The organism is Marisediminitalea sp., assembly GCF_984433645.1.
The window spans coordinates 1-25,313 of sequence record NZ_CFIDRX010000048.1; the positions used below are offsets into that span (position 1 = coordinate 1).

General features: G+C 49.8%; 22 protein-coding genes and 1 pseudogene. 13 read left to right on the forward strand and 10 right to left on the reverse strand.

Features of this window, described 5'->3' with window-relative positions; translation table 11 throughout:
• The 5 genes from AC4MRN_RS08320 to AC4MRN_RS08340 form a co-directional block, all read left to right on the forward strand.
• Positions 1-289: thiaminase II/PqqC family protein (locus AC4MRN_RS08320; RefSeq protein ID WP_491203001.1), on the forward strand; the 289-nt coding region annotated here is incomplete at its 5' end.
• Entirely contained in the window at positions 289-576 is a 288-nt protein-coding gene (pqqD, locus tag AC4MRN_RS08325) for a pyrroloquinoline quinone biosynthesis peptide chaperone PqqD (protein ID WP_491203002.1), read from the forward strand. The genes AC4MRN_RS08320 and pqqD, both read left to right, overlap by 1 nt.
• Positions 569-1,690 (forward strand): pyrroloquinoline quinone biosynthesis protein PqqE, encoded by a 1,122-nt coding sequence (pqqE, locus tag AC4MRN_RS08330; protein ID WP_491203003.1) that lies wholly within the window; start codon positions 569-571, stop codon positions 1,688-1,690. Before pqqD ends, pqqE begins: the two co-directional genes overlap by 8 nt.
• Before the next feature lie 5 nt (positions 1,691-1,695).
• Positions 1,696-3,144 (forward strand): insulinase family protein, encoded by a 1,449-nt coding sequence (locus tag AC4MRN_RS08335; protein WP_491203004.1) that lies wholly within the window; start codon positions 1,696-1,698, stop codon positions 3,142-3,144.
• Between the two features lie 153 nt (positions 3,145-3,297).
• Positions 3,298-4,074 (forward strand): siderophore-interacting protein, encoded by a 777-nt coding sequence (locus AC4MRN_RS08340; RefSeq protein ID WP_491203005.1) that lies wholly within the window; start codon positions 3,298-3,300, stop codon positions 4,072-4,074.
• A gap of 21 nt (positions 4,075-4,095) precedes the next feature.
• Here AC4MRN_RS08340 and AC4MRN_RS08345 read toward each other — a convergent pair whose 3' ends face one another.
• From AC4MRN_RS08345 to AC4MRN_RS08360, 4 genes are all read right to left on the reverse strand, one after another.
• On the reverse strand, positions 4,096-4,683 hold the full coding sequence (locus AC4MRN_RS08345; protein ID WP_491203006.1) for a DNA-J related domain-containing protein: 588 nt from the start codon (positions 4,681-4,683) through the stop codon (positions 4,096-4,098).
• Between the two features lie 77 nt (positions 4,684-4,760).
• Entirely contained in the window at positions 4,761-5,636 is an 876-nt protein-coding gene (locus AC4MRN_RS08350; protein ID WP_073324192.1) for a DMT family transporter, read from the reverse strand.
• Positions 5,637-6,004: 368 nt separating this feature from the next.
• Complete coding sequence (locus tag AC4MRN_RS08355; protein ID WP_491203007.1) at positions 6,005-6,343, reverse strand: gamma-glutamylcyclotransferase family protein; 339 nt, start codon at positions 6,341-6,343, stop codon at positions 6,005-6,007.
• 25 nt (positions 6,344-6,368) lie between these two features.
• Positions 6,369-7,256, reverse strand: coding sequence for a DMT family transporter (locus AC4MRN_RS08360; protein ID WP_491203008.1), 888 nt, complete (start codon positions 7,254-7,256; stop codon positions 6,369-6,371).
• A gap of 102 nt (positions 7,257-7,358) precedes the next feature.
• Here AC4MRN_RS08360 and AC4MRN_RS08365 point away from each other — a divergent pair, with 102 nt between their 5' ends.
• On the forward strand, positions 7,359-8,252 hold the full coding sequence (locus AC4MRN_RS08365) for a LysR family transcriptional regulator (RefSeq protein WP_370242050.1): 894 nt from the start codon (positions 7,359-7,361) through the stop codon (positions 8,250-8,252).
• A 10-nt stretch (positions 8,253-8,262) separates the two neighbouring features.
• Here the strand turns inward: AC4MRN_RS08365 and AC4MRN_RS08370 are convergent, their stop codons facing one another.
• Together AC4MRN_RS08370 and AC4MRN_RS08375 are read right to left on the reverse strand one after the other, a co-directional pair.
• Complete coding sequence (locus AC4MRN_RS08370; protein WP_491203009.1) at positions 8,263-8,559, reverse strand: UPF0149 family protein; 297 nt, start codon at positions 8,557-8,559, stop codon at positions 8,263-8,265.
• A gap of 78 nt (positions 8,560-8,637) precedes the next feature.
• The gene (locus tag AC4MRN_RS08375; protein WP_491203010.1) at positions 8,638-9,237 is read right to left on the reverse strand and encodes a DJ-1/PfpI family protein; all 600 of its coding nucleotides are present in this window, start codon (positions 9,235-9,237) and stop codon (positions 8,638-8,640) included.
• A gap of 182 nt (positions 9,238-9,419) precedes the next feature.
• Between AC4MRN_RS08375 and AC4MRN_RS08380 the strand changes: the two genes are divergently transcribed.
• Together AC4MRN_RS08380 and AC4MRN_RS08385 are read left to right on the forward strand one after the other, a co-directional pair.
• Positions 9,420-11,192, forward strand: coding sequence for a glycoside hydrolase family 2 protein (locus AC4MRN_RS08380; RefSeq protein ID WP_491203011.1), 1,773 nt, complete (start codon positions 9,420-9,422; stop codon positions 11,190-11,192).
• Positions 11,193-11,255: 63 nt separating this feature from the next.
• The gene (locus AC4MRN_RS08385) at positions 11,256-11,960 is read left to right on the forward strand and encodes a FadR/GntR family transcriptional regulator (RefSeq protein ID WP_255051988.1); all 705 of its coding nucleotides are present in this window, start codon (positions 11,256-11,258) and stop codon (positions 11,958-11,960) included.
• 52 nt (positions 11,961-12,012) lie between these two features.
• Here the strand turns inward: AC4MRN_RS08385 and AC4MRN_RS08390 are convergent, their stop codons facing one another.
• Entirely contained in the window at positions 12,013-14,721 is a 2,709-nt protein-coding gene (locus tag AC4MRN_RS08390; protein WP_491203012.1) for a glycoside hydrolase family 2 TIM barrel-domain containing protein, read from the reverse strand.
• A 64-nt stretch (positions 14,722-14,785) separates the two neighbouring features.
• A complete protein-coding gene (locus AC4MRN_RS08395; RefSeq protein WP_491203013.1) occupies positions 14,786-16,975 on the reverse strand; it encodes a TonB-dependent receptor in 2,190 nt (729 codons plus the stop codon).
• Positions 16,976-17,410: 435 nt separating this feature from the next.
• Here AC4MRN_RS08395 and uxuA point away from each other — a divergent pair, with 435 nt between their 5' ends.
• The 5 genes from uxuA (at position 17,411) to AC4MRN_RS08420 (ending at position 23,286) form a co-directional block, all read left to right on the forward strand.
• A complete protein-coding gene (uxuA, locus tag AC4MRN_RS08400; protein ID WP_491203014.1) occupies positions 17,411-18,586 on the forward strand; it encodes a mannonate dehydratase in 1,176 nt (391 codons plus the stop codon).
• A gap of 128 nt (positions 18,587-18,714) precedes the next feature.
• Entirely contained in the window at positions 18,715-19,998 is a 1,284-nt protein-coding gene (locus AC4MRN_RS08405; RefSeq protein ID WP_491203015.1) for an efflux RND transporter periplasmic adaptor subunit, read from the forward strand.
• 17 nt (positions 19,999-20,015) lie between these two features.
• Positions 20,016-20,717 carry an ABC transporter ATP-binding protein gene (locus AC4MRN_RS08410; protein WP_255051985.1) on the forward strand — a complete coding sequence of 234 codons (702 nt, stop codon included), beginning with the start codon at positions 20,016-20,018 and terminating at the stop codon, positions 20,715-20,717.
• Positions 20,718-20,735: 18 nt separating this feature from the next.
• Positions 20,736-22,049 carry an ABC transporter permease gene (locus AC4MRN_RS08415; RefSeq protein ID WP_155013366.1) on the forward strand — a complete coding sequence of 438 codons (1,314 nt, stop codon included), beginning with the start codon at positions 20,736-20,738 and terminating at the stop codon, positions 22,047-22,049.
• Positions 22,050-22,059: 10 nt separating this feature from the next.
• Positions 22,060-23,286: an ABC transporter permease gene (locus tag AC4MRN_RS08420; protein ID WP_491203016.1), complete on the forward strand. Its 1,227-nt coding sequence runs from the start codon at positions 22,060-22,062 to the stop codon at positions 23,284-23,286.
• A gap of 63 nt (positions 23,287-23,349) precedes the next feature.
• Here AC4MRN_RS08420 and AC4MRN_RS08425 read toward each other — a convergent pair whose 3' ends face one another.
• Together AC4MRN_RS08425 and AC4MRN_RS08430 are read right to left on the reverse strand one after the other, a co-directional pair.
• Complete coding sequence (locus AC4MRN_RS08425) at positions 23,350-24,501, reverse strand: aldo/keto reductase (protein ID WP_491203017.1); 1,152 nt, start codon at positions 24,499-24,501, stop codon at positions 23,350-23,352.
• Between the two features lie 186 nt (positions 24,502-24,687).
• Positions 24,688-25,313: pseudogene (locus AC4MRN_RS08430) on the reverse strand (glycoside hydrolase family 2 TIM barrel-domain containing protein); the annotation flags it as partial.

The window sequence follows — 25,313 nt, forward strand, 5'->3', positions numbered from 1 at the left end:
GAGTCGTTTGGATACCTGGCCTGAGCACTACCCCTGGATCAACCAGGAAGGCTTTTCTTATTTCCAAATGCGCCTGAGCCAGGCACGTCGTGACGTAGAACACGGTCTGGCGATCACCCTGGACCACTTCAATACCCGCGAGCTACAGGAAAAAGCCCTGAATATTTTGCAGTTCAAACTGGACGTACTCTGGTCACTGGCCGATGCTATTAGCCTGGCTTTTGAATTTAATCGCAAACCTTTCCACGGGCTGGCTGACCAGCAAATTTGCCACAAGGGTTTAATGTAATGAGTGAACAGTCTGACGCGCTTTCGGGCAAAATCCCTAAACTCAACCGCTTGTTTAAATTTCAGTTCGAGCCGGCGCAGGACTGTTATGTGCTGTTGTTTCCGGAAGGTATGGTGAAGCTGAACCCCAGTGCCTCGGAAATTCTGTTGCAGGTAAACGGAGAGCGCACAATCAGCGACATCATCGACGCCTTACTGGCCAAATTCCCTGATGCAGAAGGCCTCAGTGAAGACGTTTTTGCGTTCTTTGAACACGCGGACGAAAAGCGCTGGATAAACTATGTCTGAAGCAAAGCAAAACCAGCCGGGACCACCACTGTGGTTGTTAGCGGAACTCACCTATGAGTGCCCGCTACACTGCCCGTACTGCTCAAACCCGGTTAATTTGGGTAGCCGAGAGCAGGAATGTGATACCGACACCTGGCTGCGGGTACTCAGCGAAGCACGTGCCATGGGCGCGGTGCAACTGGGCTTCTCCGGTGGCGAGCCGCTGTTGAGAAAAGACCTCGAAGTACTGGTAAAGCATGCCTCTGACCTGGGTTTCTACACCAATTTAATTACCTCAGGCATTGGCCTGACCGAAAAGCGTATTGCCGCGCTGCGTGAGGCTGGTCTCGACCATATTCAGCTGAGCTTCCAGGCCGCTAATGCCGATGCTAACGACCTGATTGGCAATAAGCGTCACTCCTTCGAGCAAAAGCTGAAAGTGGCGAAGCTGGTAAAACAGTACGAATACCCCATGGTGTTGAATTTCTGCCTGACCGCGCAGAACATCGATCAAATCGACGATGTCATGGCCCTGTCCTGCGAGTTGGACGGTGACTATGTAGAACTGGCCACTGTGCAGTATTACGGCTGGGCGTACCTGAATCGGGACCACCTGCTACCCGCGAAAGCCCAGTTGGAAGAAGCCGAGGCCAAAGTAAATGCGTTTCGTGCTAAACAGCAAGGCACAGGCCCGCACTTTATTTTTGTTACACCAGACTATTACGAGGATCGCCCTAAAGCCTGTATGAATGGCTGGGGTACGACCTTCCTGACAGTTACCCCGGACGGCAGTGCATTGCCTTGTCACAGCGCAAAAATTTTGCCTCTGACATTCCCAAATGTGCAGGAAAAGTCCATTCAATCGATTTGGCAGGAAGACTTTTCCTTCAACCACTTTCGCGGTACCGACTGGCTGCCCAGCCCCTGTAAAACCTGTGACGAGAAAGACAAAGACTTTGGCGGCTGCCGCTGCCAGGCCTACATGCTGACCGGAGACATGTATAAAACCGATCCAGTTTGCAGTAAATCACCCGACCACGGTTTAATGGCCCAGGCAGTGAAAAATTCTGAGTCACCGAGTCGCGAATTAGTGTATCGTGATCCCAAGGTAAGTATTCCCATCACTGAGATATAACTATCATGGCGCACCAGGAGCAGCTGTCTAACGGACTCAATGTGGTTAGCTTTAAGCAGGCCGCAGAAGACTTCGGTGCGGTGTTTGTGGTGCCTACCCCTGCGGTAGACAGCTCTGGTATCGCCCATCTCGTTGAGCATCTGGTGTTTCGCACTTCTGATCGTTACCCGGCACGGCAAACACTTTTCGCTGCAAACAGTTTGTTGCCGCTTAAAATGAATGCCTCCAGCCACAACGGGTTCAGTTACTTCTATGCGGTATCGCCCAGCAAACCGGTATTGATACAGGCTATCGACTACCTGCTGGCCGGACTCCAGCAATGTGAATATTCAGACGATGACATTCGCCGTGAACGGGACGGTGTGATCGCCCGTGAATTGGCAATGTACGAAGCCACAGCCGACTATCAGCAACAAATGGCGGTGTGGCGTGGCGACCGTGCGCCGGATTGCTATCACCACTGGGGCGGCTATTGCGACACGATTTCGCAACTAAAAGCGAACGACGTAGCCGATTACAAAGCCCAGTATTATCAGGCTTCACGCATCACCCTGTTGCTGTCGGGTGTTAGTAAGGACGAGTTGTTAACCGCCAGCCACTCGCCCTTTCACACAAGCTCGGCGCGTTACACGCCGCGCCAGCACCGTTTTACAGCGCAGACTCTGGAAGACGACTGTATATTCAGTTGGTGGCTCCCCGAGTGTTATCTGGACGGACTTTTGTCGGCAAAAACCAGATTAAAAGCGCTGCTGAATAAGTACAACATGCAAGTCATTGTTGAAGACTCCCCCAACTACCAGCAAAAATTTGCGTTCCGTATGATCGGTCGTCCGGGCCAGCTCATGGCTGCCCAACAAGCCCTAATCGACGAGATCAAATTCCTGCGAATCGTCCCTAAGCAGCACCTGTTCTTTGAATCAAAATACCCGGAATCGATTAACAGCCTGCTCGCCTGGTACCACGGCCAGCAACCGCTGAATCGCAAAGTAGTCGCACTCACCCAGGCTCTATCAGTTACGCCCACGATTACCAGCCTGAAGCCACTGCCCAAGCCCATCGTGCGTTTGGTAAGTCGCACAGAGCCTCAACACGCCAAGTGTGAATTGGTACAAGCAGCGTTGGCACATACCTCTCCAGTACTCCCTGATAAGCTTCCCTCGCGGGTTGCCACGCTGGCTGAACAACGACAAACAGGGCAAACCTTCCTGTGTAACCAGCACGACTGGATATACTGGCTGTCGCTGGAAATTCCCGGGCAATCTGCAGCAGACATTGCGCGCTCTTTGCTGGAAAATGAACAGTTCTGGCTCCCCAGAATGAGTGGCCAGTGTTATGCCATGGGCGTAAAACTCGAAGGTACCACGCTGATTTGTTACGGAGTGATGGATGATGAACCCCATCGCCGCGAGCAGGAAATTCAGCGACTGTTCAATACACTCAATGCCAACGACTAATTCGATTTCCCGAAACAAAGCGTTCTAAACAATCCATTATTTTTGCAAATAATTCTCATTTACAATATGGATAACGGTAGGCGAGATGTTTTAGTACACTGCGTTTATTGTGCGCCCGCTGCGTTTGCAAGGGCACAGATATAAGGAAAATAAATGAAGAAAAGACAATACTATCAGGTTCAGGTGCAATCCAGTCAACGCCTGACACCGACTATGCAAAGACTGATATTAGCCGGCGAAGACTTACACAAGTTCCCCGATACCCCCGCAGGCAGCTACATTAAACTGCTGTTTAACCAATACGGTGAACCCTTTACACAGTCGCCAACTCCTGAAGATACCGTACTCATGCGTACCTACACAGTGCGAGATGCAGATGCTAATGCAGGTACCCTTACCGTTGACTTTATGTTGCACGGCGAAGGCGTAGAAAGTGGACCGGCGTCGCACTGGGCAGTCACGGCTCAACCCGGCGATACCATCTATTTTGGTGGCCCAGGATCATCAAAAGGCCTGGCGGAAGAACGGGACTGGGTTTTGCTCATGGGTGACATGACAGCGTTGCCTGCCATTAGTGCGCAACTTGCTGCATTACCGGCTGACACCAAAGGCTACGCCGTGATCAGTATCGAACATCAAGACGATAAGCAAGTGCTCACTCACCCAGAAGCTATCGACATAATTTGGGTTGAAAACACCGGTACCGACACACTTGCCGGGTCTTTGGGCAAACTCGAGTGGCTAGCTGGCACACCTGCAATTTGGGCGGCTTGTGAGTTTTCCAGTATGCGCGCCATCCGCAGCACTCTGGATGAACAGTTCGATGTGCCACGCAGTCAGGTGTATGTTACAAGCTACTGGCGTAAAGGACGTTCTGAGGACCAACATAAAATCGATAAGCGGGAGGATTTGGCCAAGTACAATGGTTAACACCCACACTTCGCTGTAGCGTTAACGCACTAAGCGGCTCAGCACCCTGTATGCCTCGGTAATCTGTTGCGATGCTTCAGTACTACCGCCTTTGTCCGGGTGATGAGTCTGCTGTAATTTGCGATACTGTCGTTTCAAGCCTGTCGCCGTTATAGACTCGCCCTCATCCAGCTCCAGGATAGACCTGGCTTTGTTCACGTCATCATCGGTAAAGCCTGAGCCCACAAAACGCTCCCAAAAGCCATTTAACAGCTTTTCTACGCCATCGCGGTCTGTGTCTTTCAGATTTGACCAATCCAGATAGTACGCCCTGAGCGGGTCATCTGATTCCAGCTCGGTTGAACCCGACTGTGAGAGCTTGGCTGGCCATGAATTACGAATAATCTTCAGGGTGTGAATATCTAATCCGGCCTCACCGTTACTTTGCCATTCGTCGCTCAGCGTGTACAACGCATTGAACAACACGAAATGCGTTTGAAACATGGCCAGCGAATCGCTGAGATTTACCCCTTCAAACAGGTGCCAAGGGGAGGCTTGCAGCGATTGCAGTAAAGCATATTCTGAAATGCCGTCGTCAAACGAATCAGCCATGCCATACAGCGCTTCCATTAACAGTGGGTCGGGAGAGTATTCGGAAGTGATAACGTTTCCTTGATTTCGTTTAACTAGTCGGGAGCGAGCCGGCGCTAGGTCCACATTACCAGAATCGCAGCCAGCCCAATAAGCACCAGCCCTAAGGTTTCGTGTTTGCGCACAGGTTGTTTAAGCCAGACAATTGAAATAAGCATAGTTGTAAATACTTCCAACTGACCAACTGTTTTCACATAAGCCACGTGTTGTAGCGCCATGGCAGTAAACCAACCGATCGAGCCCAAGCAGCTCGTCACACTGGCTGCCAGGGTTTTACCCGGTTGTGCAGCCAGCTTGGAAAACGTTGCCGGTTGTTGAAACCCAATGTAAGCACACAACATAATAGTTTGTACCAGCAATACCCAAAACAGCACCCAGCCCGCCGCCAATTCAAACGACACTGACAGGGTGTGACTCGCCTCGCGTACATACAGTGAAGTAAGCGCAAAACACGTACCGCAAGCCAATCCGATTAGCGCCGTTTTCAGGGTTAAATCACCGCCTTTACGCCAGCCACTCAGCACAAACACCGCCATTGCACCAATGATGATCCCAACCCAACCTAACAAGCTTAGGGTGCTGCCGAAAAACAACATTCCCAGCACACCTGCCACCAGTGCTTCACTTTTTGCCAGGCCTGCGCCCACCGCAAAATTCTTCTGCTTAAACAGGATTACCATTAACGACGTCGCGGCGATTTGCAAGCAGGCAGCGAGCCCGACAAACATCCAGAACCGGGCAGAAAAATCAGGGACGCCCTCGCCACGCCAAACCGACAATGCATAAACATAAGCACCGGCAATAGGTGCGGCAAATAAAAAACGGGAAAGCGTGACGCCCAGCGTGGGCACGGTTGCACTGAGTTTACTTTGAATAGCGTTGCGGAATGTTTGGAAAAACACCGCCATTAGGGTAAATAGGATCCAGCTCACTTTGCTTCCTGCTATCTGACACTACGAGTAACGGCACAATAACCTCTACGGCTTGCGACAAATACCTGAGCGACATAGAAAATCGGGCACCGACCAGTGCCCAATACGATATGAAAAAACGAAGTGATACTTTAGCAGCTTTGTATCGGAAACCGAACAAACGGCTTTAAAATCTGGCTATAGCGGCGTTCAGTCCTGCTGGTCTGACGCTTCAACTTCCTGAACAGGCTGGCTTGGGTCGGTTTGCTCACTTACAGCAAGCAGCAAATCGATATAAAAATAAAGCATGGGTGACTCCGATGAATGGTGGACACCCTTAAATAATTAACCAAAACGCAACATATTGTCAACATAACCAAAAGATGCAATTACGCCTTTAACACATAAAGCCAAACCAATAGTGATGTGTTATCTGCCAAACTAACCTCCGCCTCTACCCGCTGGTATTCCTCGCCCTCAAAGCGATCAAGTTCATCCCAATGCTTGTCCAGGTTGGTTGAGCTGAAAACTTCACCGGGAATTGCTTTGCCATCGGCATTTAGAACCAAACCAGGACATCCCATTGCCGCTCCCCAACCTGACTCAACGAGCTCGCCATAGACAGTGGCCGCTTGTCGCGTTCCGCCAATAGCGTCGAGCACATGCTGGTTTGGGTAACCTGAACGTAGGGTGCCGTATACAAACAAGTGAGAGGTCGTTGATTTCAAAGTACTTTCTGCCTTCAAGGTTAGTCTAGGTTTTGCGTTTAATAACGAGCACGCCCGCTATAACTAACGCGGTGCCGGTAAGTTGTGCGGCTGAAGTAGGCTCACTGAGTACTACCCAACCCAGTGCGATGGTAATAACCGGTCCCAAAGTGCCAATCAATGCAGTATCTGCGGCACCAATGTGACGAATCGCTGTTGCCTGCAGAAAGACTGGTATTACCGTGGCAAACAGCGCCATTGCCAATGCATAACCATAAACCGGGGCGGGTTGCACAAGTCCGGAGACAGGACTGGACAATAAAAAATGCAGTTGTACGGCGGCAATCGACACCAACATAGCCAGCAATGACACTTTACGCGGCCCAAGCTTGTTTACAGCCACTTCAGAAAAAGCATTGTAGCAGGCATAAGAGAGCGCCGAACCAAACACCAACCCTACGCCAAGCCAGACTTGCCCGTGTGAGTCACTGAATTGCAAATCCCCCACACTTGCAATCATTACACCGGCGGAGCAAAGTACCAACGACAAAACCAGTCGCCCGTGAAGTTGCTTCCCTAAAAACATCACAGCCAGCAGTACGGTCATCGCCGGGTAAGTGAAGAGTATCAGTCGTTCCAGGCCAGCACTAATGTACTGAAGCCCCATAAAATCCAGAATAGACGCGCCATAGTAGCCCGCCAGCCCCACCACGGTAACCAGGGCCCAATCTTTTTTGCTAAGCGCAGGTCCCTGTTTTAGGGCGCTGGCACCGACTATCAAAAACAGAGGGAGTGAAAACGCCATGCGCAATGCCAGCAAGGTGATAGCATCAACATCACCTGCGGCATAAGCCAGCTTCACAAAGATGGCTTTTAAGGAAAATCCGAAGGCGGCCAGAATAGCCAAAAAGAAACCCTGTTGATAAGACGTCACGGTATTATTGCAGTTAGTATTCGATAATCCCCATAGTACGTCAGTTTTATAACGCGTAGAATTGGGTTATTTTCAATTAAGCATTCGAAAATATGGAACGCTATGCAATATACCCTCTCTGATTTGCGTTTATTCCTGGCCATCGCTGAAACTGGAAACCTGACTAAAGGTGCTGAAAAAGTGTGCCTGGCACCGTCTACCGCCAGCCACAAAATCAAAACGCTGGAATCAAACATTGGTACATTGCTGCTCAGCCGTCACGCGAGAGGGATAAGCCTGACGACGGCGGGCGAGATCTTCCTGCGACACGCCAGACACACCCTGGCTAACCTCGAACAAATGCACGCTGATTTGATGCCGTTTGCAAAAGGGCTGCAGGGGCATATTCGTCTGTGGGCGAACACCCATGCCATACACAGCTATTTACCCGCCGATTTAGCCGTTTTTTTGGGGGAGCACCCTACTGTGAGTATCGCGCTGGAAGAACATACCAGTGCAGACATTTTAGATGCGGTGCAGAAGGGTGATATCGACGCAGGCATTGTGGCTGAGCCCAATGATTCCCGTCCATTGACGCTGCTGGATTATCGCGATGACCGGCTAGTGTTGATAACGCCGCACGCTCACCCGCTGGCAAAGAACCAGCGTGTCGCTTTTGCCAATGTGTTACACCACCCTTTTGTGATGTTACACAACGGCTCAGCTATTCATACGTTTACAATGAACATCGCTTCGCAACTCGGGCAGCACCTGAATGTCAGGGTTCAGGTTAAAAGTTTTGAAGCAGTATGCAGAATGGTGAGCGCAGGCGTAGGGATCGGACTGGTGCCTTTTGATGCTGTTGCGCAACAGCCTCACTTACCGGTGTCGGTAATAGATTTAGATGAAGCATGGGCACAACGTTCACTTAAGGTATGTGTGCGCTCACAAACAACCCTGAGTACTTTTACTCAATTACTGGTTGATCAGCTAACCACTAAAAACAATAGAACGTAATTAACCTGCGCTATTTTGCGCGCAACCAAAACAGCGCGCCAGCAACTGACCGCCACGCTTCTTTGCCGTGCTCCATAATTTGGTTGTATAACTGAAACAAGGCCTCTTGCAGTGTTAACTGCGACTCTGATTCAAACGCTATATCGCCCATAAGGTGAGGCAGCCAATTGGAAGGCGGGACGAGGGTTGGCATGACTGCAAGCCCGCTGAAATAGCCGTGCATAAAATAAAAACAGGGCTTTTTTTCGGACAGGGCAGTCAAAGCAGACAGTTGCTTACGCAATGATTGTGGCGACAACAGAGACATGTCTAACTAAGAGTAATTAGCGCTAACGTAACGTAAAACAGCGTGATTCAAAAGCCAAATCGCGCCATAGCAAAGTATTTACGCCTCAGACACAGCAGGGTTCAGCGTCCAGTCGAATTCCATTTGCCGCGCCGTTTGCTCGGCGAGTGATTGCTCGTAAAGTAACGCCACTAAGGCCAGGCTCATATCAATACCTGCAGAAATACCTGCCGATGTGATCAATGGATCGCTTTGCACCCACCTCACGTTCCGCTTCACGTTTAGCGCCGGATAAGCTTGCTGCAAGTCATCACAGTCTTCCCAGTGGGTTGTGACATCCCGCCCTGCTAACAGGCCGGCCTCCGCTAACAAAAATGCGCCCGTACACACTGATGCAACCCGCCTCGCTGACCTTGCTACGTCGGCAATCCATGCTGTAACGATTGCCTTTTTCACTTCTTCGGTATGCACGCCGCCTACCACTACCAAAACGTCGATTGGCGGATGTTCGCTGATGGAAAAATCAGGCATCACCCGAAAACCTCCGCGGGCATGCACAGGAGACGCCTTTTCTGCTATCAATGATACTTTGTGTTGCTTATCTTTTTCCAGAAAGCGGTTCGCGGTTGAAAACACTTCGAATGGTCCGGCAAAGTCCAGCACTTCGGCATTGTCGTAAATGTAAATTCCAATATGCATCACTCTCTCCTTCTTCGCATATGGCTAAATATTACACGGGTACACCACGGCTGTCGCACTGGAATGCTCCCATAGATTCGTTTCAAATACGGAAACAAACTATCAATAATTGGTCAGATAGTTTTATTGAATATAAATATATTGTAAGTTTTGGCCTTACCAATTAACAAAGCAGATACATTATGAAGTCAGTTATCGTTGTCTTAAGCGTGTTGTTCTTCGCGAGCCAGTCCCTCGCACTGGACCTGTTACAAAATGCGCCAGGACGCCAGCAAACCTCTTTGAATGGTCAGTGGAACGCCATTGTTGATCCCTTCGATGTGGGTGATAAGCGCAAATTTCAGAATTTTGATGGCACGCCACCCGCAGACAAGCTGCAAGAGTTTAACTTCGACTCTGCCATGAAGCTCAGCGTACCTGGCGACTGGAATACACAGGACGATAAGCTGTTTTGGTACGAAGGGAGTGTGTGGTACGAAAAGTCATTCGATCACCAGGCTAAACCCGGCAAAGAGTACATGCTTTACTTTGACGCCGTAAATTATCTGGCAAGTGTTTATTTAAACGGCACCCTGCTAGGTAAGCACGAAGGTGGCTTTACACCCTTCCAATTCAAGGCAACAGACGCCCTGAAAGACGGTAAAAACGTACTGGTTGTAAAAGTGAATAACCGCCGCGAGCCAGACTTTATTCCCACTATGAGCACCGACTGGTGGAACTATGGCGGCATTACCCGCCCGGTTCGACTCATTGAACTTTCTCCTACTTACATCCAGGACTACAGTTTTACCTATCAAAAAAGCGGAACAATAGCGGTTTCTGTAACCGTTACCGGAGAGTCACCAGCAAAACAGAAAGTTGATATTGCGCTACCAAAGCTTGGCATCTCTAAGCGCCTGACCACTGACGCTACAGGAAAAGCCAGCTTAACGTTCAAAGCCAAACCTGAGTTATGGACACCCGAGAGTCCTACTTTATATACCGCATCGTTGACGCTCGGCGATCAAACGCTCACCGATAAAATTGGCTTCAGAACCATTGAAGTCGATGGCGACAAAATGCTGCTAAACGGTAAACCCGTCTTTCTTCGCGGCATTGCTATTCACGAAGAAAAGCCCTTTAGCGACGGCAGAGCCTGGAGCGAAGAAGAAGCGCGAGTATTACTTGGCTGGGCGAAAGAGCTAGGCAGCAACTATGTGCGCTTTGCACATTATCCTCACAACGAAAACATGCTCAGAGTTGCTGACGAACTAGGCCTGATGGTGTGGGCAGAGATCCCGGTTTACTGGGACATTCAGTTCGATAACCCAGAGGTATTAGCTAAAGCCAAACAGCAATTCGGTGAGATGTTATTTCGAGACAAAAACCGCGCTGCCGTGATTCTATGGTCTATCGCCAACGAAACCCCAAATACCGAAGTAAGAACTAGTTTCTTAACGGAATTAGCCAATACCGTTCGCACCACTGACCCTACCCGACTGGTGACCGCGGCCATTAATACCCAAACATCAACAGACAGCGGCCGTATTATCGACGAAGCCTTCGCCGGTGTGGTGGATGTGATTGGCATTAACAGTTACTGCGGTTGGTACTACGACAAACCAGAAACCTGTGCGCAGTACAAGTGGCAATCCGCTTACAACAAGCCCATTATTATCAGTGAATTTGGCGCCGGTGCGCTGCAGGGTTGGGAGGGTGATGAAAACACCTTCTTCTCAGAGGCTTATCAACTGCGAGTATTCAAACAAAACCTGATCATGCTGGACAATATGCCGCATTTGGCCGGCGTATCCCCCTGGTTGCTCAAGGACTTTCGTGCCGCACGTCGACCGCTTGCCGGTGTTCAGGATTACTGGAACAGAAAGGGGCTTCTCAGCGATCAGGGTATCAAAAAACAAGTGTGGTACCTCATGCAAAACTGGTATGCCAAAAAGCAGCGAGAGCACCAACGGTAGGGTGGCTTGACACCCTCCCCAATCGCGGTAAGCTCAACAAATTATCGTGATTGGAATACCCAAATGAAAGTTGAAGCCGTGAAGGTACGTCGCTTATACCTGGAAGTTGCCGGGCAAATTGAAACACTGATCCGCAGTGGGGAAATCAAACCCGGCGAGCGGCTGCCTTCTGAGCGGGATCTTGCTGCCAGTTTTGAGGTTAGCCGCCCCACTATCCGCGAAGCCATGATTGCGCTGGAAATTGCCGGGCTGGTAGAAATTCGCACCGGCTCTGGCATTTACGCCTTGCCGTTAAAGCAGAGCCCGGAAGCCATTACCATTGACGACGTGCCAGGCCCCTTTGAAGTACTGGAAGCTCGCCTGCTTATTGAAACTGAGGCCGTGAGTCTGGCAGCAGCGCGTATTACCAAAGAACAAATCAAGACCCTTGAGCAAGCACTAAAGACCATGGAAAGTGCTGACGCCGGTGAACAGGAGCAGGAACAAGCCGACCAGCTGTTTCACTGCACCATTGCAGAAGCTACCAATAACAGCGCACTCACTTCCACCATAAAGTGGCTGTGGGAACTCAGAAATAAATCTGCATTGAGCTCCACTTTCCACCAGCGCGTTCGGGACTTAGGTGTTCACCCCTATGTTGAAGAACACCGCAAGATTTTAAATGCATTAAAGCTTCGCGACCCGAACAGAGCCAAAGCTGCCATGCAGAATCACATATCACACGCTATTGAACAGGACATGTCTGTGCTGGAGCTGGATGCCGAATAAAAAAAGCCCTATCGAACATCCGCATTTGAGTCGATAGGGCAATTGGTAACACTTAAAGTGGCGCTATGGCTATAGCTGATACTTTTGGCTCACCTGTAAGGGCTTCAAAATCGAGTGATAGCTTACCTTCTTTCACTATAACCGTCCCCTCCCTGATTACTGCAGTTAAGCCTTCCTTAGTTACTTTGTCAGTACCCAGATTAGCCAACATCACCGAGCCATTGGCCAACACGTTGAAATCAGCAGGCGCATCGCTTTTGCTTACAACATAGTAGATAGCAACACGGTAGGCGCCGTTATCTAAAGGTAAACGATAGCTGAATTCTCCTTTTCTGTAGGTGGCAAAAAGCCCTCTATCGTCAGTTCCGTGAATTTCGGCAAGCACCGGCGGTCGCCCCCACCTTCCTGGCGTATCGTAGGATGCGGCCTGACCACCTGTGAAAAAATGATCTGATCCGAAATGCTGTTGCTGCGTTGTAGCAGCCATTTGCGCGCCCGCATCAATATAGTACGCATTGTATTGCGTGCTATTGAGCTGCCACGTTACGGTATCAGACACCAATTGCTCGCCGTTTTTGTTGTGTCCAATTGCGGTAACTCTGTTATCGCCTGCAACCAAGCGAACGTTTTCCCATACACATGTTTGTTGCACACAACCAGACTTACGCCCTAAAGCTTCGCCATTCAGTCTTAATTCAACAGAAAATGAGTTCGAGAACACTTTAATATCCGTTACCTGATAAGCGCGGTTCTTATATCGGCGAGACGCAATATGTACCATCGGCTCAACCGTCCAATTGGCCTGATAGAAAAAGTAAGCGTCTTTTTTAATTGCCCGGTCATAAGTCACCAAACCTTTCGTATTAATGTCTTGCGAATCACCTTCACGACGAGTTGTAGTAGCAAAATCAAACGCATTCCAAATCCAGCTCGCCCACAAGTAAGGACGCTCGTTGATTGCCTTCCAATTTACCTCATGCACGAAGGTCATATATTCTTCTGGTTGATTGCGCCCTGTAGCAGCAACCGGTCCACCCAGCACATTGTCAGTGTGAAAAGTAGGTGCTCCACCTGCACCGTATTCGGTCACGGCATAAGGTTGTTCTGGATATTGTTTATGGAGGTCATCGAGGTGAGGCCCCAAATCACTTGCTTTTCCGTAGTACCATCCAAAATACCTGTTAGCCCCGGTCGTTTGAGTAATAGTAGACGTATTAGGCACATTGGCTCGCTGCCAGCTAGCGACACTAGCGCAACAGTTAGCCAGCGTCGACGGGCGACTTACATCAAGTGATTCAACTTCTGCAGCTAATCGCTTAAGCAGCGGAACCGGATCGGGATTAGAGCCAGGTTCGCTTTGAACAAACATCGGCACTACAGCGCCAAAATCCACTTCGTTCGCAATCCCCCATACTGCGACAGACGGATGGTTGTAGTTCTGTTTCACCATTTCAATGAGCTGTAGGCTTGCATTGTCGGCAATAGCCGCATTAACGTCCTGATGCTGTTCACCATATCGCCACGCCGAAACAAGTGGAATTTCGTCCCATAGCAACAAACCTAGCCGGTTTGCGATGTTGTGAACAGGTTGTCCGTGGGGATAATGTGCCAAGCGAATTGTATTGGCGCCCATCGCCACCATGATTGCAACGTCTTCTTCTATATCCTGCTCACTAACGGCCCAACCCCGGCCTTCTCTGTCTTGGTGATAAGCGACGCCTTTCAATCGCAATGGCTGTCCATTGAGCAGCACACCGTCCGATGCCGTAATCGCGATGGTGCGAATACCGTAGTCATGGCTGACCTTATCCAGCACAGTACCATCCGGCCGCTTGATAACCACTTCCAACTGATAAAGGTAAGGATCATCCGTGCCTTGCCACAACCTGGGCTGTTGCACGTCCAGCACTTGATTCAGCTCAGCGGTGTTGCTATTTGAAACCGATATGACCTGTGATGTTGTCGCAGCAAGTTCACCACTGTCGTTCCGTAAGTTAATTTCAACTTCTACCGCAGACTCCGACAGTAAGTGACTCGTTACGCGGCTGTTTACTTCAATGCGAGCCAATTTATCGTTTGCGGAGACAGTTGTGGCGTAAACGCCAGGACCACCAAAATCCTGCATATCGATGTGTATATCATTGGTAGAAATTACCCTTACAGGCCGGTAAATACCGCCGTGAACAAAAAAGTCGCCTGCGATCGGTAATGTATCCGCGGTGCTAGAATCTACCGTTGGTTTACTGTTATCGACCCGCACCACCAAGATATTAGGCGCGTTATAAGTGACAGCGTTAGTTGCATTTAACCGGAAGCGATTGAAACTGCCCCTGTGTTCGCCCAAATACTGCCCGTTTAACCAGACTTCCGCTACCCGACTCACGGCATCAAATTCCAGCCAGTGTTGCTTGCCCTGCAGGGAGGCATCCAATGAAAACACCGTTCTGTATATACCAACACCTTGTTCAACATTGATATTTTGTTTTGTGTGGATATGTCGGCTGTTATCGTCCAGGTAGTACCCCACCCTATTCCAAGAGTGAGGAACAGACACTTGTTGCCATTGTGAGGAATCAAAGCCCGTTGAATAGATACCGGCAGGCATTTCAGCAGAAAATTGAAAACTCCAAGGTTGCTCCAGCTCTACTTTATTTCTAATTGAGTGATTACTTACACTTTCTGACACCTGATGGTTGTCTGTACTACAACCAAACATCAAAATGACGGCTAAATACAAGCTCGCCCGAATTCGTTGTCTCATTTATCCCCCAAACAAAAAATGCAGCAGTATTATTACACTGCTGCATGATCGCTAATTGAATTGATTAAAACTGGTAAGACACATTTACACCAACATAACGAAGTGCACCACGCGACCAGCGTTTTGCCAATGCAGTTTCTCCCTGGAAACGTTCTTCGAAGTTGCTGTATCCCATTGAATAATGCTCATCAAAAAGGTTGTTAGCAAAAACAGTAACTTTGTATTTGTCCTGGTTATCAACAATACCGAAGCCCAGATTACCAATGCCATAGGCGTCTTGTTTATTCAGAGGATCACCATATAAATCAAAGCTTACATCGTCTTGCCATTGATAGTTTGCCTGTGCGAACCAACTAAAATCAAAGCTCTCTGCCGGTTGTTCCCAGTACATAGCCAGATTGTATTTTAAATCTGGTGAATTATTCAGATCGTTCCCGGTAAGGTCCTGAACTTCCAGCCCACCCGGGCCAGCGCCAACCATACAACCGGCTTCTTCAGTTTGCCCGCCATAACACGGCGCATTTACGAATGATTCAATCGTGGCACGCGTATAAGCAACCGACGCATCAATACGCAACGCATCGGTAGCCTGATACGAAAACTCAGCCTCAATACCTTTTGTTTGTAATTCCCCCACATTATTCAGAGCAAAAATTGGCGTACCATTTTCGTCTGTGCGAGCGCCTTGTGCCTGGTAATCATCGAAGTTCGTTAAAAAGGCAACGATGTCATAGCTGAAATTTCTGGAATCAGTAAAGCCTTTTATTCCAATTTCGTAAGATACTGATGTTTCCTCGCCGACCGGCTGATCGGCATCATTATGCGAGAAGCCGGATGCAACATCATAGGCCTGGCCTTTGTAGCCCGTACTTACTGCCCCATACACCATGGTGCCGTTGTGAAGAAAGTGACGCAGCGAGATCTTTCCGGTGACTGCATTTTGCGAGTCATCTCCCTGATATCTAGCCGGATTCGTGGGATTCAGAGTAAAACCGTTACCGTAGTAATCGGTAAAATCGACGCTGATTTTTTCGTGATTGAAACGAAGCCCTATATCAACAAAAGTATCGGAGGCAATTTCAACAGAGCCTTGTCCAAACAGCGCAGTACTAGTAGATTCTGCCTCAGCTTCCCATTTGTTTAACACAAACAACAACGGTTTTCTGTCAAAGTCCCTGAAAATTGACTGATCACTGAAAAACAAACCAACAATATACTCCAGACTTTCAGAGGGTGTCCCTGTAAGACGAATTTCCTGTGTAAAAGCTTCTGCGTCAATATACGCATCCTGCACAACTTGCGGCCCACCTAGCCCTAGTGGGTCAAACCTATCCAGCAAAAATGGCGGAAATGCATCTTCCAATGGCACGTCGGTTAGGTCTTCATCTGACACAGATAATTGTTCAAACTGCTGAAAACTCGATACCGAAGTCAGTACTAAATCGTCACTTAGCAAATAGTTAAACTTTGCAACAGCTAGTGTTTGGTCTGTTTCATATTCATTATCAGTATCTCTGCGTACTTTCCGGTTATCTTCTGATGCATTCTCACCTTCGCCAGATACTCCATTTCCTGTTTCTACCCAAACAGGTACGTTACTGCCGGTTTGGTGAGATGTATCGTAAATAAATGTGGCGTCGAGGTTATCTGTAAGATACCAATCAAGTTTACCTCTTATGCCATAGCTTTCATCGCCGTTGAGTTTATTACCCGTGGTTAGGTTCGTTATATACCCTTCACGATCTTTGTAGTAACCATTAATGCGGTAGTTAACATCCTCAGAGACTGGGCCAGACAACATGATCTGTCCTTTGCGTTCATTATCGCTCGTGGCACCAATCTCAATGCGCCCTTCAAAGTCAGACGATGCAGCCTTTGTTAATACGTTTACGACACCGGCAGAGGCATTCTTGCCAAACAAGGTGCCCTGAGGGCCTCGTAATACCTCAACCTGCTGTATATCTGACAGATTATTAAACGCCTGCGCCGCCATCATCAACGGCACTTCATCTACGACGACCGCAACGCTGGACTCTACACCAATACTGTATGCTGCAGTTCCAACACCACGCATACGAATGGCATTTACCTGGGGCTCACCACCATGCTCTACTGTCAGCGATGGGGAAACACGGGTAACGTCATCAAAGTTTTTAACGTCTAGTCGCTCTAACGCGTTTTCGCCTAAAACGGATACCGCAACGGGAATGTCCTGCTGTGCTTGAGCGCGTTTCTGGGCCTTTACTTCAATCACTTCAAGCTCTTGAGCTGTTGCTTGGCCTAAGGACGCGATCCCGGTAGCAATCGATATAGCTAAAAGCGTTAGTTTATTTTTGTGTAGGGTCATCATAGGTGTTGTCTCACTCAGTACTCATAATGTGGAATATTGAGCAACTGGCTTTACCAGCAGCAATTTGGTAAGGCCAATATACGGAAATAAAAAATTGGTTCAACGTCTTGTTAACAAGTTTTTAAACAGCCGAATTGAAAGGCAAACAAAAACAAAGAAAAATACATTAAAAACAATAACTAAATTATAAATCTAATATATTGATGCCAGCCATCTATACAATTGATAGTTCACTTCTGAATCAATCCTATTTAAGAAACCGTAAATATCTTGATCCATTCAACGTAATGTGCAAACATTTTGGCCTTACCAATATACCAACCGTTCAAGGTGAACAGTATGCAGGAAACATGGCGCTGGTTTGGTCCAGGCGACACCATTACGTTACGGCAGATTCGTCAGGCAGGCGCAACAGGTATCGTAACCTCGTTACATGAAATCCCGACCGGAGAAGTGTGGCCGCTTAGTTTAATTCAATCGCGCAAAGCTGAAATTGAAGCGGCGGGAATGAACTGGTCGGTGGTAGAAAGTGTGCCATTACATAATGATATTAAAACCCGAACGGGCGATTACCTGCGTTATATCGCAAATTACCAGGAGACACTGCGAAACCTTGGCGCAGCAGGCATTGATACGGTCTGTTATAACTTTATGCCGGTGGTGGACTGGACACGCACTAACCTGAGTTACCAGTTGCCCAACGCCTCACAAGCACTGCGTTTTGAAATGACCGACTTCATTGCCTATGACGTGTTCATGTTGGAACGCGAAAATGCAGAGCAAGACTACAACCAAGAGCAACTTGATGTTGCCAAAGCGCGCTTTGAGGCGCTATCGCCCGCCGAGCGTGAGCTTCTGGAGAAGAACATTATTGCGGGGTTACCGGGTGGCGAAGGCTCATACGACCGGGAAGGCATTCGCAAAGCCATTGCCCTGTTTATTGCACTGGGCACCGAGGGTTATCGCCAGCATCTGTTTGCCTTCCTGCAAGCAGTTATTCCGGTAGCCGAAGAAGCAGGCGTAAAAATGTGTATTCACCCGGATGATCCACCGTTCTCGCTGTTTGGCTTGCCACGTGTAGTCTCCACCGCCGACGATGCCCGTGCCATTCTGGAAGCAGTAAAAAGCCCAGCCAACGGATTAACCCTGTGTGCAGGTTCGTTTGGCGCGCGTGCAGACAATGACCTGGTAGACATGGTCCGTGCCTTTGGACCCAGCATTTTCTTTGTACATTTACGCAATGTAAAACGGGAACCAGACGGCTCTTTTTATGAATCAGACCACTTAGATGGCGACAATGACATGATTGGCCTGATCAACGCGTTGCTGGACGAAGAGACCAATCGAGGTAAGCGCAACAGTATTCCCATGCGTCCCGACCACGGTCATTTGATGGACGAGGAGATGAACAAACCCGGCGTACGCCCCGGCTATTCCTATGCAGGCAGAATGAAATCGCTGGCGGAGTTACGCGGCGTGATTCATGTATTGGAGCGCTTGCGCGCAGCAGGTTAACAGCTCGTTTCGGGCCGACAATGTGCAATGCTTGCGGCCCTTTTGCTATTTTTTCTTTCTCCCATTTAAACTATTCCGGATTTGTTCTCGACATAGCAGGTATTCAAGAGTGAAAAGGAAACCTGTTCATGCACATCGCCGATACCAGCGGTCAGGACACCCTCATCCATAAAAAATCCCGTCCACTAAAGTGGTATGCGTTAGCCGGCGTAGCCGTTATTGGCCTGCTTCTGTTTTATGTTGTACCAGCTGTATCCAGCTGGCAAGCCTCTGACGCATCAGTTTCGGCCGCCCGGTTACGACTCGCCAGTGTCGGCTATGGCGACCTGGTGCGCGACTTATCCATTGAAGGTCGTGTGGTTGCGGCGGTCAGTCCTCGCCTGTACAGCCCCGCGCAAGGCACTATTACCTTTGCGGTCGATGCTGGAGATGAAGTCACGAAAGATCAAGTACTGGCTACAATTGACAGTCCTGACCTCACCAACCAACTTGAGCAGGAAAACGCCGCCCTCGAAGAACTGCAAACCGCTTTGTCTCGCCAGCGTATCCAGGCTAAAAAAGCCATGCTGGACGACCAGAAAGCGGTAGATCTTGCGCAGATTACCCTCACCGCGGCGTCACGGGAAAAGCGCCGGGCCGACAAAGCCTACGAAACCAAAACCATCAGCAATATCGACTTTGAAAAGGCCCAGGACGATCTGCGCAATGCTGAGTTAGTCCACCAGCACGCCATTAGCGATGCCGAGCTCAACAAAGAAAGCCTGCTGTTCGAAATTAAAAGTAAAGAGCATCAACTGACCCGCCAGGAGCTGAAAGTCGCTGAACTTCAGCGTCAGGTTGACGCGCTGGAGTTACGTTCACCGGTAAGCGGCATTGTTGGCAACCTTGCCGTAGAGCAAAAAAATCAGGTCGCGAAAAACCAGGCCATTTTAAGCGTGGTAGACCTGAGTGAGTTTGAACTGGAAGTCGGTATTCCAGAAAGCTACGCCGACGACTTAGCCCTGGGCATGCAGGCTCAGGTGAACGTTAACGGCCAGATGTACCCGGCTAAGCTGGTTACCATATCCCCCGAAATTGAGAACAATCAGGTAACAGGTCGTGTGCGCTTTGTGGCCGATGGCAGCAACGCCTCGCCCGTTGGATTGCGCCAAAACCAGCGACTGACCACCCGCATTCTGATGGAGAACAAACCCAATGTACTCATGGTACAACGCGGGCAATTTCTGGATAACGGCGGTGGCAGGGTTGCCTATGTTGTGCGCGACAACATCGCGTATCGCACGCCTATTGCCACCGGCGCCAGAAGCCTGGCGGCGGTAGAAATCACGTCGGGCCTGAATGAGCACGACACCATCATTGTTTCGGGCATTGCGCAGTTCAACAACGCCGAAACAGTGCTGATCACACAATAGAACGACAGGGAATCAACATGCTATCAATGAACAATATCAACAAGGTGTTTCGCACCGACCTGGTGGAAACCACCGCACTGCGCGACTTTAACCTCACTATCGACGAAGGTGACTTTGTGTCTGTCACCGGTCCATCCGGTTCTGGTAAAACGACGTTTTTGAACATTGCAGGGTTACTGGAAACCTACACCAGCGGCCAGTATGTACTGGACGGCACCGATGTCAGCAACCTCTCTGATCGGCAGCGAAGTCAGCTTCGCAACGAAAAAATCGGCTTTATCTTCCAGAGTTTCAACCTGATCCCGGATTTGAACCTGTACGACAATGTCGACGTGCCTTTGCGCTATCGCGGCTTCAGCAAACAGGAACGCCATAAGCGTATTACTCAAAGCCTGGAGCGCGTAGGGCTCGCAAACCGCATGAAGCACTTACCCGCACAACTTTCGGGCGGACAACAGCAGCGCGTCGCCATAGCCCGCGCGTTAGCCGGTGAACCTCGTTTCCTGTTAGCTGACGAACCAACCGGGAACCTGGACAGCCAAATGGCAAAAAGCGTGATGGCCTTATTGCAGGAAATTAACCAGCAGGGCACCACCATTGTGATGGTCACCCACGACCCGGAACTGGCCATGCAAACCAGTAAGAATGTGTTTGTTCGCGACGGTCAGATCAGTGAACACGAAACCCTGGTGCCTGTGGCACTGGCCAGCAACCAATAGTCAGCGCAGGACACCGTTATGTTCTACTACTACTTAAAATTGGCCAGCAAAAGCATTAAGCGCACGCCCTGGCTCAGCGGGTTAATGATGCTGGCTATTGCACTAGGTATTGGTGCCTGTATGACCACCATTACGGTAAATTACCTGATGTCGGCCAACCCGATTCCGGAAAAAAGCGATCAGCTTTACTACGTTCAGCTCGACAGCTGGAGCCCGCATTTCGCAGCCCGAGAGCCCAATGAGCCACCCGACCAGCTAACCTGGACCGACGCCACTAACCTGATGCAGGCACAGCAGGCATTCCGTCAGTCAGCTATGGCAAGCTCTGGCGGCGTAGTGCAGCCAGACAACCCGGATGTAAAGCCCTTTATGGCCAGCTTGCGCCTGAACTTTGCCGACTTTTTCCCCATGTTCAACGCGCCGTTTTTATACGGCAGTGGCTGGCAGTACAGCGACGATGTTGCCCGTAAGCAAGTCGCCGTGATCAGCAAAGAAACCAACGACCGTGTATTTGGCGGTGAAAACTCGGTGGGTAAATCCATTACCATCGCAGGTGAAATGTTTACGGTGGTAGGCGTGCTCGATGAATGGGTCCTGGTACCGCGCTTCTACGATGTCACCACAGGTGCGTTCAGCGAGACCGAGGATGTATTTATACCTTTCTACATGAAGCAGGTTATGCAGCTGTCGAATGGCGGCAACACTAATTGCTGGAAATCCCCTGAGGGCGAAGGCTTTGAAGCGTTCCTGATGTCGGAATGTATTAACTACCAGATGTGGGTTGAATTACCAACTGATGCCGACCGCGATGCTTACATGACATTCCTCAACGCCTACGTGGACGAGCAAAAAGCATTGGGCCGTTTTCCGCGCCCTCACAACAACCGCTTGTCGGACGTCATGACCTGGATGGAAACCGAAGAAGTGGTGGCCGACGATGCGCAAATTATGATGTACATGGCCTTCCTGTTTTTGTTTGTTTGCATTCTCAATACCGTTGGCCTGTTACTTTCTAAATTTGCAACCCGCAATGGCGACGTTGCCCTACGCCGGGCAATTGGTGCCACCAAAGGCGCAATTTTCGCGCAGTATATTACCGAAACCGCACTCATAGGATTAATAGGCGGTGTTCTCGGGCTGGCACTGGCCTCACTGGGATTACAGGCCATCGAGTCTTTGTATGGTGACTTCATCAGTGAATTAGTGCATCTGGATGCCACTATGGTAGTGCTGTCGTTTGGCATTGCCATTACCGCCAGTGTGCTGGCCGGTTGTTACCCTGCATGGCGTGTGTGCAGTATTCCGCCAGCAAGTCAGCTGAAAACCCAATAAGGAGCCAATCATGAAAACCAATTTAGAGTTTGGCCCTATTTGCCGCGCTCTGCTTCGCAACAAAGTGGGTGCCGTACTCATTGCCCTGCAAATCGCATTAACCATGACCATAGTGGTAAACGCGATATTTATTATTGTAGAGCGTCAGGCATTAATGCAGCGAGAAAGCGGCATTGACGAAGCCAACAGCTTCTACTTAACTAGCACCGGTTTTGGCAACGACTTCGAGCCTAAACGGGTTATCGAGCAGGACCTGGATGTAATTCGAAACACCCCGGGGGTCATTGACGCTATTCAGATCAATGCTATTCCCATTAGCGGCGGTGGCTGGTCGATGAGCCTGACTACAGAACCGGGTGACGACCAGGAAGATGTGAGTACCGCCAATTACTTCGTAGACGCCCACGGCATTAACGCGCTTGATTTGGAAGTGATCGCCGGCCGTAACTTTACTGCAACGGATATTCGCTGGCGCGAACGCAACCAGCCGGACTGGCCGGATAACGCCATGATCACCAAGGCACTGGCTGAAAAGCTGTTCCCGGATATTCCATGGCAAAGTGTCGTAGGCAAAACCGTGTACATTGGCGATGATGAACCGGTTATCGTTACCGGCATTGTAGATAAACTGCAAGCGCCCTGGATAGGCTGGAGCGAACTGGAAAACGCCATGCTGTCGCCCGAAAAAATGGTCTCTGAGTCTACCCGCTATTTCATTCGTACCGAACCGGGTGAACGCGACCGCTTAATGGCAGAACTGGAAGACACCCTGGCCAACGCCTACGGTAATCGCCTTATTCGCAATGTGACTACGGTCACGGAAACCCGCGAGCGAAGCTATCGTCAGCACAGCGCCATGATCAAGATTCTGTCTACGGTAATGGTGCTACTTACGCTGATCACAGCCATGGGTATCATTGGCCTAACCAGCTTCAATGTGAACCGGCGTCGCAAGCAAATCGGCACACGCCGCGCACTGGGCGCAAGCAAGCAGGCCATCGTGCGCTATTTCATGCTGGAAAACGTGATCATCAGTACCACTGGCATATTCCTGGGCGTCGCCATGACAATTGGATTGAATATGCTGCTGATTGAATGGTTTGCGATGACGGCACTGGATTGGTATTACATTCCGGCCGGCATGGTTGTATTGTTTGTGGTGGGTCAGTTAGCGGTACTGGGGCCAGCGCTTAAAGCCGCCGCCACGCCACCCGCTATTGCCACACGCACCGTGTAAATAGCTTTACTCATTTAATAAGCGCAAACAGCCAACGCTGGTTGGCTGTTTGTGTAAACGGCGCTACTTGTCAGTTAACGCCGCATCCTTTGCGCGGAACCCAACTAAATCCAATTGCTCAAACTGTTTACGGAACATGGCCATTTCACTGTCTGAGAAACGCGTGTGGATCGCCCCGATGTCTTCTTCCAGATGATGCAATTTAGTGGTGCCTGGAATAGGCACAATGAAAGGTTTTACTGACAGCAACCAGGCAATGGCAAACTGAGCAGGTGACATGCCTCGCTCTGCCCCCCACTCTCGCACCAGATTAAGTATCGCCATGTTCTTTTCAATGGCCTCCGGCGTGAAATACGGCACTGATGCGAAACGCGATGGCTCGCTGAAGCGGCTGTACTCGTTAAATTTGTCGGCTAAGAAACCGCGACACACTGAGCCCCATGGCACAAAACCAACCCCCAGCTCTTCACAGGTTGCCAGTACCTGATTCTCCACCGAGCGTTCCATAATGGAGTATTCACTTTGTACCGCGGTAACCGGATACTCTGCATGGGCTTTACGCAACGTGGTTGGTGACACTTCGGATAAGCCAAAATAGCGAGCTTTACCTTCTTTAATTAACCCCCCTACCGCACCGGCAACCTCTTCCACCGGCACATTCGGATCGATTCTGTGCAAGTACAACAAATCAATGCGGTCTGTGCGCAAGCGCTTTAACATACCCTCTACAGCAGCGCGAATAGATTCGGGACGCGAATCCCGCCCTGCACGCTGGCCATTTTCAAATTTAAAGCCAAATTTGCTGGCCAGTACGACGTCATTTCTCACTGGTTGCAGCGCTTCGCCTACGATCGCTTCGTTGGTGAACGGGCCATACACTTCGGCGGTATCGAAAAACGTGACGCCACGCTCTACTGCACCGCGAATGACCGGCACCATGTCTTTTGCGCTGCGTGGCGGGTTATAACTGCCACTGGACATGCTCATACAACCCAGACCAATTGGCGATACCGTTAATGCGCCGAGTTTGCGGGTGTTGTTACCTACTACCGCAGTGGAACAACCCTGAGCTGAATCAGACGCTGCAACAGAAGATGTGCCGGCAAGCGATGCTGCGATACCCGAACCGGCAATAGCCATATTGCGGATAAACTGTCTTCTGCTGGATTGGGTTTCAGAATTACCTGTTTTGATTGTGTCTGAATCATTCGCCACGCGCTGTCTCCTCTGTTATTCGGGTACTGGCATGACTTACCATCAGCGGTATGTACATGCGTTGAGTACTACCTTACTGCGGTTGATTCATTAATATTAGTGAAGGATCGCGAATGGCTTCATGAAATAATCGCATTAATCCAGTACGATTATTTCAATTCACTCACAAACAATACAGAAAAGAGGCTAATCGACGTAAAACGGAATATTCGCATTGGCTATTTTTCCGCTGCCGCCGAGCACATAAGCGAATAACCGGTAGCCGCCGGATGTAGAGGGAACGGTGAAACGCATCGCCCCTTTGTGGTTATCGGAAACAATTAACCCCTGCACAGGCTTGGGCCGGGATTCAGGATCACCGCCCGATTTAATATCAGTACTTTCCGGCAATACCTCCCAGCGAATGGTGTAACCGTCTGCTTGATGTGTGCCGACATGCAAATCAACGTCAATGGTATCGCCTTGCTTCACATGGATGTTATCCAGCGCCACTTTGTTGTTTAACGTAAAGCTTTTTATGTAAGGCGCGCGCGATGCAGGCCAAGATCCCTGCCAGTTGTAATGCAGCGAATCGACCACTTCATTGGGGTATCCCGCTTCGGTAAAAACACCGTACCAGGTAGGCGTAGTTTCCTGCTTCTGACCCCACAGGAAGGCATAGGAACCCAATGCTCTGCCCGGTGCTGCCAGCACTCCAGCCGCATAGCGTTCGCGATAAGACTGGGCTTTTTGTGTGCTGGATTGTTCAATGGGCACTCCCCAATCGGTTTTGGGTACCTGCCAGTGCCCGGTCGGCCCCCATTCAGTGACTA